Raw genomic sequence first — 15,409 nt, 5'->3', positions numbered from 1 at the left:
ATCGGCAAGCTATCTTTAAAAAATTAGGATGCAGGAATATAACCAGTGCAATTATTGTAGGCATTCGCTATGGGGTGGTTAAGAAGGGGGATTTACTGGACGATTAAATTGGTTTGGTAAGTTGCAAATTTCACTTCCTGTGCCAGCACATCCATGTGCTGGCTCCCTTTTCCCGGACATCGTGTCCTGATATTTGCAACTTCCAATGATGCTAATATGAATTATTGCTTAAGTATCAATCAGATAAACTTAGTAAATATTGCAAGAAAATTTCTTGCAAATATTCAAAAAAATTTTTAAGCCTTAATACCAATCAATTTAATTACCCACAAACGTATACCATAAAGGTAAGAATTTATAGGGAAATAAACCCATGAACAATATATGTCGGCTTTGTGGTAGTAATGACCCACTATTAGAGAGTCATATATTACCAAATTTTTGTGTAACTGGAAGAAAGACTCTTCTGCTACGGGGTACTTATGTTACAGTGAAATATGTCATTTATTTAATCGATTTTTATTTTTTGTAATCTAAAAATCTAATAATAAATCTATAATTCTACTTTGATTATTCTGTATTGGATAAAATATTTACATTGCTGGTTTTTTTTCATAGAATGCCGGCCTTTCTAAATAAACCCTTATAAATTTAAATCGACGTGCTCAGAATAAGCATAGTAGGACTATGCTCAATAATAATCTCAGAATAATAATATATTCGAGGTGGTCGAAGTTGATGTAATAAACTTAAATAGAGACTACTTCTATGCGTTATTTTTTTGCTTTTATTTTTTTGTTATTAACAACCTCAGTCGGGTTTGCGGCTGAAAACTCCAATCATATTTTGTCTATTTTTTCTTCACCCGAATTAAGAATATCTCTTGGGTTTATTTTAATTTCTACTATCTATTTCTTTTACAAATCAGATCGTTTTTCCATCGTACACGCTGCGGCTTATCTGTATTACTCATGTCTGAAAGCTACGCAAAACGCGGATATTCTTATTCCTATAAGTCTCCAAGATATAGCCCTGGTTTTGGAAGATTTTGATGAGTTCAGGCCAAGAATAAAGTTTGCCAACAAATTGGCACAGCAAATATGCTCTACTATCCCAAATTGTGTTCAATAAATTTAGCGAGACTTAAAATGAATAACGAAACAACGAATACAAAACCAAATTATATAATTCATTGTATTTATGCTAGTGCATTTCTATTGGCTATATTAATTTTTATTTCTTATCAAGTTTGGAACCGAATTCAAATAAATAATGAAATAAAAGCTAAGGATGAAAAGCATCGAATTTATGAAGAAGCGCAAATCCTTAAAGCCAAAAAGCAACAAGAAAAAACCTCTTCTTGCTTAACAGTTGTTTCAAATATGTATGAGAGAGCATGGGCAAAAGCTTGTGTAAGCGAAAATCAAAGAATGAAAACTGCTTATGAAAATTGCTTAAGGGAAGCTAAATCATTGACCGATTATGTATTTAGTCATTCTCCTGAAGATAGAAAGAAATTTTATCTACATAAAGCTAATGAATGCAAAAGTATTTATCAATTTACCTCTCTAGCGAATCTTAATTGCACACTTCCCAAATCCTTAGCTGAAGGCTTGAATATGGATCTCAATAAAATGGAAGCTCGTTGTCGGGAAGATACATAAAATTGTCTTTTAGGATTTAAAGTAAATATAAAGAGATTTTGAATGAAAAATATAATTAAACTTATTGGCATCAGCTTATGTACTTTAGTATTTTTACTGTTTTGGTCGGTGCTGCCAGCATATGCATCTGCTCAATGCAATAAAGATATAAATAATCAAAAAGTTTTAAAAGAAAACCCTGGTTACTATTATTACCTTATTGGTTTATGCGAATTTGAGTTTATCCATGATCAGAAACAATTTGATATAGTAGTAGATGCTTTCACGAAATCATCAAAATATGATTATACTCTGTCTTATTTCGCTTTAGGTTTGTTACATGACAATAAATTTAAAAGCGGTTCTCTGTGGTTTCGTTCCAAAGGTAAACTTAGCGATTTACTAAAATCTATTGAGAACTATAAAAAAGCCGCTGAAAATCATTCCGTTTTAGCTGAAAATAATCTTGGTGAAATTTATTTACATTCTGCGAATCTAACGGAGAAATATAAATCAAATAATGACTCAAATAATATTGCTGGTGTATCTAAAATTCTCCCTAACCTTACCTTGGCGTTTTATTGGCTAGATCGAGCCGCGAAGCATGGTAATCCTGCAGCGCAAGGAACATTAGCAGATTTATATTATCGTGGTATAGGGATTCCCCAAAATTTTGTTATGGCTTATGTTTGGCAGAATTTATCAGTTGCTTCCCAATTTAGATATAATAAAAACATGCAGGATAGTGTTACGGGGAGAGAATTTATTAATGACCAACGATTATTAGCTAAAAAGCAATACAATAAACTTACTGAGATGCAAAAAGATTCATCTCAAGCTTTTCTAAAGGAATATTCCAAACTTTATTTTAAGGCACCTACAGAGTTAGATGAAATGTGCCAAAACCTACAAATTTATATTTCTGGGACACTAGCTGAAAAATACTTAGATATTTATATAAAACTTATGGAAAAAACTAAATAGTGCCATGAGCATTGTTTACAGGTGATCGAGGTGTGACAATATGATGGTAGTTTTAAGTGATGTTTATAAGATCTAATTCGTATGAATTATTTTTTAATTTAGACTGATAAAACTCCACTTTAAGGGAATTATTATTTACCCATGATCTCACTAACTCTCGATTTTCTTCACTAATTGCTACACCAAAAATAATTTGTTTTATAGCAGTTAAAACGTTCACAGGGGAGGTATATATACCAGGAGTAAATATCATCCGAAATTCTTTTTCATGTCGATATTTTATCCATTTACTATACAGTACCTTATCGAAGTCGTATCCTGATCTCATTAATGGAGGAGTGGTGCCGTAATGAACTTGGCGGGGAAGTTGATGTTTATTAGATCCTCTATAAATTAATCCTAATTTTTTCCACTCTAGGCCAATGCAAATACCTTTGTGTCCCCCTCCATAATAATCAAACATTAGCAAGTTACGAGGATCCTTTGTAAGACAAAGAATTCCATACATAGAATCAATACGCCGTCTAACATGTTTAGCTGCGGTTCTACCAGAAACTTTCAAATGGATCCTACCATCGGGTGAGTCTTTTTTCTTAATAAAATTTGGAAACAGATCCAATTCATGTTGTTCAATCAAGATATCAGTTTCGCTTGGGTAATCAAAAATAGCTTCATTAGGATCATTTTGTTCACTAAATTTAGAAAAATAAAGTTCGCCCTGAATAATTAATCTTTTTGTAAATTCATTAATAGGACGATATTTGTACAATATTTTTCCTGGTCTCATAAAATTAATTTGGTTAATAATGTATAACTAATTTTAGACGAGATTCGTATTTATTGCAGTTGAGTGTAAGTTCTTTTAATTTGTCTAAGCTTTATCATATAAAAACGAACCAAATATGGTATGACCGATAATTATATGAACAGTTAGATAAAGTTTATTTGAGTTCTTTACTTCGATTTTTTCTTTTCTGACACCTATCAACTTTGCCATATTTTGTGTTCAGGAAAGTTATTTTTACATACCGTCTCTTAACTATAATTATACTACCGAGCAAAAGGAAATAAGGATATTGTCAATGAAACTTATCTTAAAAATTTTATTAGCTTTATCATTTATTAAGACTTTATATAAGCGGGCCGAGAAAAAAAAAGATTTTAAAAGAAGAATGAATACAGAAGCTGTTCTGTATTCATTTAAAATAGATAATCGTAATGCCAAAGTAGTGCCTTTAATTTCTATGGAAGCGCAACGTTTTAGTGAAGTTAATTCTTCTTATGAAGATATAAAGTTCGCTAAAGATTGCTTAAAACTTACACTAAACGAGGAAAGACCTATAATAACTTATTTAAATTTTAATGAAGATAGAAATCCAGCAGATTTAATTTATGATGCACTCTATAGAGCGGCAATTATGTCATATGCCCGAACATTTGTTAGCACTGATTCAGGACGAAGTCAGCTAGGAATTGATGTGTTTGATGTTAAAGAAAAAAAAATTCATGACGAATTAATGAAAATTCGACACACTTACTTAGCGCATGCAGGATATGCTGAGGATGAACAGGCCTATGAGTTTATAGGAACCTATCTTCTCTTAGATCCCGAAAATATGGCAACACCAGAGATATACGCACATAATAGAAGAGCAAATGGTTTTCCTAAAGAAAAAACTCAGGAATATCTATTAGTGATTGAAAAATTACTTACTTTATATGAAAAAAAGCTGAAAAAGATGAGAAAAAGTTTATACAGAAAAGTAATAAAAGACTCTTAAACTAGAGACTATTACGTATGTTTTTTTTCGGGTTCATTATTTCAACTTGAGATGAGGTTTTATGTAACCTTCAATTGAGGTAACTATCGGAGCAAGTTTTGTACGAAACGGGTCATCATCAAATTGATCCCAAACAAGATCATGTATAGTTTTCTCAACAGCATGATGTGTAGGCGATGGTTTAAGTGTTTCGATATATCTACTAATCGCGTTTACTAATTGAAATTCGAGTTTAAAAAGTTGTTGGAAATATGGGGTTAAATCCTTTTCCCAGATTACTTGGCTCTCTAATAGGTTTTCTTGGAGCATTATTTTTTTTTGAATAACATGATCCCAGCGTTTTTGATAAGCATTACTAATTTCTTTGTGATGCTTTTCTTTGTATGACATTGCTTTGAGTTCTTCTTCAGTAAATTCTGGATATTCACCACCCCAAATAGCAGGATGTCTAAATTGATGTAAAGATTCAATGTACTTACGTAAATTGAGGGACATTGATTTTGCTAAATTATAATCTTGATTTCCTTTAAGTTGTGTTTTCCATGCTTTTAATCCTTTTAAAGCCACGTATGCGCCAATTAAAAGAGTAAAAATAGTAACCAAATCTTTAATGTTGGAAAGAGTAACGTATGTTAAAAATTTATGTAGCATTTGAATTGGTTATCCCTGTGGTTATCCCTTAAATATAAATTGGCTTTTATTTAGAAGAGGATATTCGCTAACCCATTGATTCCATTGGCGTCCCGGAGAGGATTCGAACCTCCGACCTGCCCCTTAGGAGGGGGCTGCGCTATCCAGCTGTGCCACCGGGACTTCATAAACCGTAGCAAGTCTAACGCCATCAATCTGAAATAACAATAATCTTGAACTTGCATTATTGGTTAATAGACTTCTTCAGAACCTTGCTGCAAAGAGAAAAGAGCCAGGAGATACGGAGCGCAGAAATAGAGTGTATACGGTAAGTACAATAAGAGTTGAAACACCGTATAGGCGAAGCAATTCTCTTCTATAGTAGCGCTCCTGAAGAAGTCTAATGAATTACATGCTCACATAATTCGGTCCACCACCCCCTTCTGGCGCGCACCAGAGAATGTTTTGACGAGGGTCTTTGATGTCGCAGGTTTTGCAATGAATGCAGTTTTGGGCATTGATCTGTAACCTGGGGCCAGCTTCTTCTTCAACAATCTCGTAGACAGCAGCAGGGCAGTAGCGTGTTTCAGGGGAATTATATTGCCGATAATTAACTTCTATCGCGAGTTTGGGATCACGAAGTTTTAAATGACAAGGTTGGTTTTCCTCATGATACGTATTTGATAAATAAACCGAAGAAAGCCGATCAAAAGTAAGGACGCCGTCTGGTTTTGGATACTCAATTTTTTTAGCTTTGGCGGCGGGAAGCAGTGTTGAATAATCAGCGTGATTTTTTAAAGTCCATGGGGATTTACCATGGCTGACATAGGTTTCAAAGGCAGCATTGAATAGGCCAATCCATAAACCATAGCGGAAACCCGGGCGAATGTTTCTTACTTTATATAATTCCTCAGCAAGCCAGGACTGCTTGACTTTTTCTGGATACGCGCTGAGTTCTGCTTGTGAAGTCTGCTCGTTCTTTAGAAGTTCGAAACAGGCTTCTGCCGCAAGCATGCCAGATTGCATGGAGGTATGGATACCTTTAATTTTGGGTACGTTTAGAAAACTGGCTGCATCACCAATTAATGCTCCGCCAGGGAAGCTGAGTTTAGGCATTGCTTGCCAACCACCTTCATTCAAAGCTCTTGCCCCATAGCTAATACGTTCACCATCTTTTAGCAATTCAGATACAAAAGGATGGGTTTTAAAGCGTTGGAGCTCAGCAAAAGGATTTAACCAGGGGTTTTTGTAATCTAAACCGACGACAAAACCAATTGCCACTCGGTTTTTTGATAAGTGATAAATAAAAGAACCACCGTAGGTTGCATTATCAAGAGGCCAACCGACCGTGTGTATCACTTTACCGCGCTGATGCTTGTCAGCTGAAACTTGCCATATTTCTTTGATTCCCAAACCATAAGTTTGGGGTTGAGCATCATTACGTAAATGAAAACGATGCATTAACATTTGGCTGAGCTGACCACGGCAACCCTCTGCAAAAAGGGTTTGCTTGGCATGCAAATGCATCCCGGCCTGATAATTCGCTGTTTTATTACCGCTTTTATCAACGCCCACATCTCCTGTTGCTACACCGATGACTTGTCCCTTTTCATTGTACAAAACCTCTGTTGCTGCGAAACCCGGATAAATTTCACAACCAAGGTTTTCAGCTTGGGTTGCTAGAAACTGACAAAGCTCCCCTAAGCTGATTATGTAATTTCCATGATTTTTCATTTGTTTTGGAGTAGGGAGGCGATAAGCGCGTTTGCTGCTAAGAAAATAAAATAAATCCTGGTTAACTGGTGTGTCTAATGGGGCGTCTTGCCAGGTATCAGGTAATAATTCCTTCAAACTGCGAGGTTCAAGGACTGCTCCTGAAAGCGTATGAGCGCCGACTTGAGCTCCTTTTTCGAGGATGCACACACGAAGCTCTTTATTTTCCTTGCTGGCCAATTGTTTTAATTTTATACCCGCTGATAAGCCAGCGGGTCCTGCGCCGACAATGACCACATCATATTCCATTCTTTCGTGTTCCACCCCAACTCCTTAACCATCGAAAAGAAAAAATCATCGCTTTTATCCTGTTTAAGATCAAGATGAATTACATAGTGGTTTTGTTGTTTTCTTATTGTCATCAATGATACAGGTTATTTTTTAATCTATAGTCATTAAAGAAATGAAGGAATTATGAAAACCTGTCGTTGTGTTATTACGTGCGGAAAAGTACATCGTTTAAAAAATTATATACTAATCAATAGAAATACATTCTTTGTGTTTAAGGTGATAGTGAACAAGATAAAACTATTCGTTTATGCCGATGACGCCTTCTATCGTTGTTTTCAATAAGCTATCCTGGAATTTCATCTTGGGAACAAAAGTTACTTTCTCCAGTGGAAAAATCTTTCTAAATACCGTATAAAGTGGGGTCATAGTCTTTTTGTGAGTTTAGTTTGTGCAACGAATGAAAAGAAAAATTAGAAGAACTTGGCCTGCAATTCTATGTTGCTGTTTTTTGTCGCTCCATGCTCATGGGGCGCTGCCACCAGTTGTGGTATTAGAAGATGTAGGAATTGAGGATAATCGTTGGTCTGTTACTGCCAGTACAGGCTACACCGAATATCAAAATATGTATCACAATGATGGTCATTCAGTGGTAGCGCGAATGGCTGTTGCAGCAGAATTATTGGCAACCACGCAAAGTAGTTTTGGCATAGAGTTTGGTGTCCAAAACGGTAGAAGTATGCGTCTGGGTATCCCTCACGGTACTCTGGATGTTTTGGGTGGTGTGGTTCGTACAACAGTAAAACCGATGCTGGACTTATTAATCACAGCCAATAGTAATCCAGTCACTGAAAGTCTTCTCTACACGCAAGTGAAGGGGGGAATTGCTTACCGGCGCTGGCAAATTGCCAGTTATTTGATTGACAATAAATCAGAGTTGGCTGGAGAAGTGCAAGCGGGTTTTGGTTATCCAATTACTGAAGTGACCAGTCTGAATTTACTATACCAAGGTGTTTTTGGTGCTGCTCCAAAAATTCGAGCTAATCCCTCTATGGAAAGCTGGCGTCTATCCAATATTCCAGTCCAGCATGGTTTGTTATTAGGTTTTTCGATTATTGTGTAAATAACAAGGGTAGGGTATAGCATTTTAATGTTATTCTGGTTTGAATTAAACTAATTGCCTGCCATGCAAGAGAAACTAAATTACACTTTAGCCGAAAATGAGATGTTACCTAAAAAGTTAACCTCTTTTTTTTGGCATTTTATTAAAAAACAGCCTATTGCTTTCGCTATCTTTTTTTTAGCCCCCTTAGCACTCATTTTAGAAACCAATATTATCCCTTATTCCTTAAAGATGATTATTGATGCAATTACTAATCAACAAGGTGATCGCACCAGTGTTTTTGTTGCTGTAGCACCGGCTTTATGGTTAGGGGGAGGAGCCTGGGCTGGCTTAATTATCATTATTCGCTTGCAAAACTGGTGGCAAGGCTATGTCATACCAAGATTCCAAGCCCAGGTTCGAATGTCTGTTTTGGACTATTTATCTCGTCATTCTTATCATTACTTCTCTAATCAAATGGCGGGTAGTCTCGCTAATAAAGTGAATGATCTTCCTCGAGCTCTTGAAGCCATTCGCATGATTATCAGTTGGAATGGTATAGCTACTCTCGGTGCAACCATTGTTGCCTTGATATTGATGGCTACAATTAATGGTTGGTTTACAGTCTTATTATTATCCTGGATTATTTTGCAGGGTTTTATTAGTTTTTATTTTGCGCGTAATATTAATCGTTACGCCGAAGAAAATGCAGAAGATAAAAGCAAATTAAGCGGAAAAATTGTTGATACCCTTAGCAATATTGGTGCGGTAAAACTTTTTGCACGTAGCCGCGATGAATTATCCTACGTCAGTAAAAGCCAGGAAAGAGAGGTACAAAGTAATAAGAAACTCACTATTTACATGAACCTCTTTCGCTTGTTTTTAGATATACCAGTAACAGTCATGCTGGCGCTAATGGTTTATCTGCTCTTGTCTTTCTGGCAACGTCATTTAATAACCACTGGGGATCTGGTGTTTATTTTTAATTCTTTTTTTGCGATTATGACCCAGGTGTGGTATTTGTGCCATGCACTGGCTGATTTATTCCGTGAAATCGGTGTAGCCCAACAGGCTTTATCTTTGATTGTTACACCTATCGAGATAGTTGATGAACCAGATGCAAAACGATTGCTAGTGAAGAAAGGAAAAATTGAATTTGATAATGTGAGTTTTCATTACCACGAAGGTAATCAAATTTTTGAAAAAAAATCGGTAGTCATTCAACCTAGGCAACGTGTTGGTTTAGTAGGTTATTCCGGGAGTGGAAAAACAACATTCATTAATCTGATCCTACGATTTTTTGATGTGGAAGAAGGTCGTATTCTAATTGATGGGCAGGATATCAGGCAGGTAACTCAGGAGTCCTTGCGAAACACGATTAGTATGATTCCGCAAGACCCAACTTTATTTCATCGCAGTTTGTTACAGAATATAGGCTTTGGTAAGGATGGGGCAACAAGAGCCGAGATTATTGCTGCTGCACAACAAGCTCATTGCCATGATTTTATCAGCAGTTTGCCACAAGGCTATGATACTCTCGTTGGTGAGAGGGGAGTAAAGCTTTCTGGTGGACAAAGACAGCGAGTAGCTATCGCGCGCGCCATTCTTAAAAATGCCGCTATCTTGATTCTTGATGAGGCCACATCCCAATTGGACTCGATTACCGAAGAATCGATTCAAGCATCGCTGCTTGGGTTGATGCAGGGTAAAACGACATTAGTCATTGCACATCGCTTATCAACATTGCTTCATATGGATAGAATTTTAGTGTTTGCGGAGGGAGTTATTGTCGAAGATGGCTGTCATGAAGAATTGATTGCCAAAAATGGTTTATACAAATCGATGTGGGACGCACAGGTTGGAGGCTTTTTGCCTGAGGAAGAATTGAATGTAAATTAACGCTATTTGCATTGGTGATTATTTTGTTATTTTATATGACAGCGTGATAGAATAGGAGCCAATTTTAGGGTGCTTAAGGTAAGATCATATGGGTAACGGCGACGTGTATGCTGGCGGCTTGGATATACCATTTTTTGCATCAGCCCATTTTGAAAAATCGGCTGATGGACGCACTTCGCAGGAACAAGCAAACATTATTGCCAGAAATGCCTTACGTCTATTAATGATGGGCTGGCAGAATGGTTGGGAAGATCTTCTTTCTTTACAAGTCATTAAAGCGGTATTTCTAAGGCGTGATCCAGAGTTAATGCGCGGTATGCGATTAGCTTTTCAAGAGGGATTTCAACACGTTTGTACTCAGTTACAGGTTGCCAACGTGTCGCCCGAAAGGAATCCTTTGCAATTTAAACAGGCACAATTATTTCTTAGCAATTGCTTATCACTCTTACCTTATGGTGATCTTAACCCTTATGAGTCTGTCGCCATACCACAATGGATTAATAACAGCTGGCAATTAGTAGACTATAAAGTAGTTCCCATTGAATTAACACCAACGAAGGGTTTTAAGGCTTTATTTATCAAAGATGAGGATAGAGTGTTTGCTTATGGTCTTGAGCCCATTAACCGACCTGACGCGGAGCCCCATTTAATTTTCATGGGAACTACCTATCCAGCTGGCCAGGGTTTTTTCTCCCAAATCAAAACAGATATGGAAGCTTTTGAAACCGCTGGAAAGAAGCTTTATCGCAGTGGGCATAAAAAAATTATTGAATGGCTGGATAAACAGCAGCAGAAAGTACATGCTTGTGGTATTAGCCTGGGAGGCGCTTTAGTAGGGATTTTATCTACTCATCAGGGAGACAAGCTGTCGCGTGCTGTTATATTAAATCCAGCTGGACTTTATCTCCCTTGGCGGAAAAGTCGTTTTGACCGTTGGGAGCAATTAGACGTAAAACCTCCGGTCTGTGTACAAAAAAATAAGAATGATCCGGTTTCTCCTTTTGGTGTTTGGAAAGAGGATTGGGATGTAATTGAGGTTATTCCACCAAAAGACAAAGAAGGTCCTAATGCCTTGGCTGCCCACGCCATGAATTATGCTGGCCTTGCTGAAACACAATTCCTTGGCGTGGATACGAAAGCCGATAATGAAGCACGTAGTAAACGCAATTTCATCCTTTATACAATGGTGCGAAGTTTATTTTATTACACCGCCATTATTCCCTTTTATTATCTCATTCTTCCGGTGTTGCGCTATATTTTAAGCCATAAGATGCAGCTCACTTTGACGGTTGCTTTTGCCTTGCTATTTTCTTCGCAGCCTGCATTTGCTTTAACATTGATTATCCCTACATTGACAGCTCAGACATTGTTAATGTTGAATATTGTTGTTTCAAGCGTCATGACCGCTTTTTTAGTCGATAAGTCCTTGGCTTTTTTAATGGATAAGGTTAGTGGTAAAAAAGAGTCTGATTTTAGCCGATTTTTTAGTTGGTTAAATCAGCAATCTTTAGTAGCAAAATTATTTTTTACCTTGGGTCTGGCTACTACGGTTTGGGAAGCAGCCGCTCCTATTATTATGCCCACCTTGATTCCGCTGATAGCAGCTTCTACGGCTTTGTATATTCTGGCCGCTGTTCCTCTGGCAATCTATCTTGTACATCGATTAGGTTCAGCGATTCAAATTATCTTTGGTTGGAATGAAGTTCAAGCACCCTTGTGTCACGATCCAAAATTACCAAGGAATGATTTGATGAATATCTATTCCGAAACTCAAAAAGTAGAGGCAGAGTTTACTTACGAGCAATTGAATTCTTATTACCATGCTAAACGGTGTATTTTAAAGAATAAACCTTTTTTACCAGAAATGGATAAAGGGCGTGTGGAATTCAGAGCGGATGACTCCAGTTTATCCAAGAGAGAAGTTTTGGATCGCGGTCTTAGTCATCCAAAGACAGTGATCACAGTTAAAGCGACCAAAGCCAAGATTTATGATATCAAGGAAACAGTGGCTATAATGGGGAAAATTGGGTTGCACCAGCTCGAAGAAGGTAGAATAAAGGAGAGTCTCGAACCTCAGCACCAAGCCTATCAGCGAGGTAAAGTATAACAACAGCAAGGAGGCTTTTAATATGGATTATATTAAGCATTTTAACCAGCAGACTGCTGATTATTTAAATTTTCGACCTAACTATCCAAATTCTTTGTATCAATATTTATCTTCCCTGGCGAAGACTCATGATTGTGCTTGGGACTGTGGAACGGGTAACGGACAAGCTGCTGTTGCGTTAACCAACTATTTTAAAGAAATTATCGCGACTGATGTTAATCAGGCGCAGTTAGATGTTGCGCCTCGCCAGCAAGCAATCTCTTATCTTAATTGTCCTGCGGAACATACTCCAATTCTTGCCAACTCGGTTGATTTAATTACAATTGCACAAGCGTTGCATTGGTTTAATTTTGATTTGTTCTACAAGGAAGTACGTCGAGTTAGTAAGCCTGAAGCAATGATTGCCGCTTGGTGTTATTCACTCGGGAAGTTTGATGTTACTGTACTTGATGAAAGTATTACAGAGCTTTATGAAACGGTTTTAGGCGATGAGTATTGGCCCAAAGAGCGACGTTTTATTGATGATGAATACCGTACAATTCCTTTTCCTTTTGAAAAACTCGCTGCACCGACTTTTGTTATTGAAAAAAATATGGATTTTGCCCAGTTGATTGGTTATTTGAATACCTGGTCAGCAGTAAAAGAATACCAAAAGCGTGAGCAAAGTAATCCGATTACTCATGTTTTTAAAAAACTTGAAAGTGCGTGGGGGGATTCACAAAAACAACGTAAAATTCATTGGCCCCTGCATCTATTAGTTGCTCCGGTCTTTAGGAGCTGTTGACATTTCTGCTATCTTGGCCAAAAGCATTGATTTCCTGCTCTACGCTGGTCATTTACAACCATATAAACTGTGCTGTGATGTTTGTAAATCGGCCCAAGCTGGCGAAATGTCAACGACACTGGTACTTAACTAATTAGGTGATACATAAGTAGGGCTGCGCGTTGTGTTTGCATCGACAATGAAGGAACATTCAATGTTTCGTTAATGGAATGGGCACCTGTCCCAACGGGACCCAAACCAGCCAAATTAGCAGAGACCAGAGAGGCGACGTAAGAAATATCGCCAGCTCCCCGCAGGCCCGGATCGAGAGGCTTGATTGCTCCATAACCTAAAGCAGTACTCGCCTCGCTGTATAATTGCAGAAGCTGTAAGTTTTGTGGGGTTGGCGGCATGGCTGGAATACCTTCTTCAAAAGCAACAGAGGCGTTAGTTACAGGCAGGTGTTGGTTGACGATAGCGAGTATTCTTTTTTCAGCACGTTCCTTTTGCGCGGTAGAGAGAAAGCGTAAATCTCCTTTGGCCATTGCTGTTTTGGCAATTACATTGGTTTTGCCAAAAGCGTTGCCTGCTGATCGATGTACCTCATAGCTTGTTGTTGTTCCCCCTAAAATTAAACCGGGATTGAATGAAAGATATTGTTCCGAAGACAGTTGAATCCTCATCTGATGTAGAATACGAGCTAATTCAAATATCGCGCCGTCACCGGCTTTTTCCTGAAAAATTTCTGAGGAGTGTGCTTCTTTACCTTGTGTCTTAATGAGCCAATTACTGATTCCTCGCCGAGCGATGGTAGCAGTATCATTAGTCACAGCCCACTCAAAATCGAGGGCAATGTCACTGTTCCGCGCTGCTTCTATAAGGGCTTTTCTTGAAATGGAGGTTGGTTTGCCTGAGTCCTCTTCATCACCTGTTAAAATAATGGTGATTGTGGCATCGTCTAAAGCATGTGCTTTATGAAGGGCACGCAAGGCATAAAGAATAACCACAACACCCCCTTTATCATCGATGACTCCTGGACCTGTTGCAAGATCACCCTGACGAATAAATTTCTGTAAAGGGCTGTTAATCGGAAAGACGGTGTCCATATGGCCAATTAACAACAATCGTTTACCTTTATGACCTTTATGTTGGGCAATTAAGGTACCTGCACGATGCATGGTCGGAGGAGTATCAATCCATTGTGTTGTAAAACCAAGCTGAGTAAATAGGGGGATTAAAATATTTCCCACTTGTTTAACTCCTGCAATGTTTTCTGTACCGCTGTTAATATTGACAAGCTTTTCCAATAAATTAAGTTGATTTTCATGTTGGGCAAGAACATAGCTACTAATCTGTGCTTCGGTTGATGAAAGTGCTTTTGCTGTGACTGGCTGAATAAGAAGTGTGTTTAGGGTAAAAAGGGTGGCTAATATAAATTGCTTCATCCTGATCTTCCTAAAAAACATATAGAAATGGTTTATTTAACAAGAAATGACTGTAGCATAAATCAGGCTGGATTCGAAAGTTGGCTGAAGATGAAATAGAAAAAGGGTGGTCTTTGCAGGAATCGTATTGTAGTATCAATTTTTCCCGAACTAAGTGGCATCATGATAACGTACTGCATAGATTCGTCCCCACTATGCATTGGGGTATCGCGTTTGGAAGTGACTTATTAACAAACAGGATTTTAGGGATGACTGATCAATCGATTGTGAAAATGGGTAATAAGCAGTTATCGACACCATCATTACTGGTCGATGATTTTCATAGTCTTGAAATTCCAACGCTGATTGAAGATATGCGGGATACGATGAAGGCAAAAAAAGGCGTTGGCATTGCGGCGCCCCAAATAGGGTGTAATAAAAGAATTATCATGTTCGGCTTTGAAAAAAATGAACGTTACCCAAATGAACAGCCCGTCCCTTTTACCATTCTGATTAATCCAAGCTATAAGGTTCTTAGTGAAGAAAATATCGAAAGCTGGGAAGGTTGTTTAAGTATTCCGGGATTACGGGGTTTGGTTCCTCGTGCTTATAAAATTACGTATAGTGGGTACGATTTACAAGGTAATAAAATCACTCGAACCGCAGAGGGTTTTCATGCCCGAGTTGTGCAGCATGAATGTGATCATCTTGATGGTATCCTTTTCCCACAACGTATAAAAGATATGCGTAATTTTGGTTTTGAAGACACGCTTAATTTCTGAAGTTCGTAAGCGATCTACTAATCGATTAGGGCGACGTTTGATGGTGTTGCCGGCATCGGAATAAGTTATCAAACTGGAAACATCTTGAATAGACCTCTTGCATAACCGCATCTTTTCTCTCATTGCTGCGTTGTCAGCGTTTCTCCGGTGCATTGACTTCATGTAAACTCCGCTCCTCGAAACGCTGACGCCTTGCACTAAAACAAAATATACCTATTATGCAAGAGGTCTAATAACTCAGTATCCCTTCCCAGGTGAGTGAGTCAATGCAAGTGACTGATAAAGTTTTGCAG

Annotated in this window: 13 protein-coding genes and 1 tRNA gene; 9 read left to right on the top strand and 5 right to left on the bottom strand. The window is 37.9% G+C overall.

The features are described 5' to 3' along the window. Window positions 1-768 precede the first annotated feature (768 nt). From ACN4Z1_RS15680 to ACN4Z1_RS15670, 3 genes are read left to right on the top strand one after another with little or no spacing between them, the layout of a single operon-like run. Window positions 769-1,131, top strand: a complete 363-nt coding sequence (locus tag ACN4Z1_RS15680) for a hypothetical protein (protein ID WP_419388013.1) — start codon at window positions 769-771, stop codon at window positions 1,129-1,131. Window positions 1,132-1,148: 17 nt separating this feature from the next. Next, the gene (locus ACN4Z1_RS15675; RefSeq protein ID WP_419388012.1) at window positions 1,149-1,664 is read left to right on the top strand and encodes a hypothetical protein; all 516 of its coding nucleotides are present in this window, start codon (window positions 1,149-1,151) and stop codon (window positions 1,662-1,664) included. A 42-nt stretch (window positions 1,665-1,706) separates the two neighbouring features. Continuing rightward, window positions 1,707-2,627, top strand: coding sequence for a tetratricopeptide repeat protein (locus tag ACN4Z1_RS15670; RefSeq protein ID WP_419388011.1), 921 nt, complete (start codon window positions 1,707-1,709; stop codon window positions 2,625-2,627). Window positions 2,628-2,679: 52 nt separating this feature from the next. Here the strand turns inward: ACN4Z1_RS15670 and ACN4Z1_RS15665 are convergent, their stop codons facing one another. After that, complete coding sequence (locus ACN4Z1_RS15665; RefSeq protein WP_419388010.1) at window positions 2,680-3,396, bottom strand: DUF2971 domain-containing protein; 717 nt, start codon at window positions 3,394-3,396, stop codon at window positions 2,680-2,682. Between the two features lie 313 nt (window positions 3,397-3,709). Between ACN4Z1_RS15665 and ACN4Z1_RS15660 the strand changes: the two genes are divergently transcribed. Beyond that, complete coding sequence (locus ACN4Z1_RS15660; RefSeq protein ID WP_419388009.1) at window positions 3,710-4,408, top strand: hypothetical protein; 699 nt, start codon at window positions 3,710-3,712, stop codon at window positions 4,406-4,408. A 36-nt stretch (window positions 4,409-4,444) separates the two neighbouring features. Here the strand turns inward: ACN4Z1_RS15660 and ACN4Z1_RS15655 are convergent, their stop codons facing one another. The 3 genes from ACN4Z1_RS15655 to ACN4Z1_RS15645 form a co-directional block, all read right to left on the bottom strand. Further along, the gene (locus ACN4Z1_RS15655; RefSeq protein WP_419388008.1) at window positions 4,445-5,059 is read right to left on the bottom strand and encodes a hypothetical protein; all 615 of its coding nucleotides are present in this window, start codon (window positions 5,057-5,059) and stop codon (window positions 4,445-4,447) included. Between the two features lie 85 nt (window positions 5,060-5,144). Then, window positions 5,145-5,221, bottom strand: a tRNA-Arg gene (locus ACN4Z1_RS15650). Window positions 5,222-5,446: 225 nt separating this feature from the next. Beyond that, the gene (locus tag ACN4Z1_RS15645) at window positions 5,447-7,075 is read right to left on the bottom strand and encodes an electron transfer flavoprotein-ubiquinone oxidoreductase (RefSeq protein ID WP_419388007.1); all 1,629 of its coding nucleotides are present in this window, start codon (window positions 7,073-7,075) and stop codon (window positions 5,447-5,449) included. Between the two features lie 424 nt (window positions 7,076-7,499). On the opposite strand from ACN4Z1_RS15645, the gene ACN4Z1_RS15640 reads away from it, so the two are divergent. From ACN4Z1_RS15640 to ACN4Z1_RS15625, 4 genes are all read left to right on the top strand, one after another. Then, entirely contained in the window at window positions 7,500-8,162 is a 663-nt protein-coding gene (locus ACN4Z1_RS15640; protein WP_228363829.1) for a DUF3187 family protein, read from the top strand. Between the two features lie 63 nt (window positions 8,163-8,225). Then, entirely contained in the window at window positions 8,226-10,040 is a 1,815-nt protein-coding gene (locus ACN4Z1_RS15635) for an ABC transporter ATP-binding protein (RefSeq protein ID WP_419423052.1), read from the top strand. An 88-nt stretch (window positions 10,041-10,128) separates the two neighbouring features. After that, window positions 10,129-12,147 carry a hypothetical protein gene (locus tag ACN4Z1_RS15630; protein ID WP_228363831.1) on the top strand — a complete coding sequence of 673 codons (2,019 nt, stop codon included), beginning with the start codon at window positions 10,129-10,131 and terminating at the stop codon, window positions 12,145-12,147. Between the two features lie 22 nt (window positions 12,148-12,169). Further along, on the top strand, window positions 12,170-12,931 hold the full coding sequence (locus ACN4Z1_RS15625) for a class I SAM-dependent methyltransferase (RefSeq protein ID WP_228363832.1): 762 nt from the start codon (window positions 12,170-12,172) through the stop codon (window positions 12,929-12,931). A gap of 125 nt (window positions 12,932-13,056) precedes the next feature. Here ACN4Z1_RS15625 and ACN4Z1_RS15620 read toward each other — a convergent pair whose 3' ends face one another. Further along, complete coding sequence (locus ACN4Z1_RS15620; protein WP_419388005.1) at window positions 13,057-14,355, bottom strand: M20 family metallopeptidase; 1,299 nt, start codon at window positions 14,353-14,355, stop codon at window positions 13,057-13,059. 248 nt (window positions 14,356-14,603) lie between these two features. On the opposite strand from ACN4Z1_RS15620, the gene def reads away from it, so the two are divergent. Then, window positions 14,604-15,116 carry a peptide deformylase gene (gene def / locus ACN4Z1_RS15615; protein ID WP_115221485.1) on the top strand — a complete coding sequence of 171 codons (513 nt, stop codon included), beginning with the start codon at window positions 14,604-14,606 and terminating at the stop codon, window positions 15,114-15,116. Window positions 15,117-15,409 lie beyond the last annotated feature (293 nt).

The sequence above is a fragment of the Legionella sp. ST3F1 genome, from assembly GCF_048553315.1.
In the GTDB taxonomy this organism is placed as follows: Bacteria; Pseudomonadota; Gammaproteobacteria; order Legionellales; family Legionellaceae; genus Tatlockia; species Tatlockia donaldsonii.
Note: the sequence above shows the minus strand (reverse complement) of the source record. Positions and strands in the feature narration are given on the sequence as shown.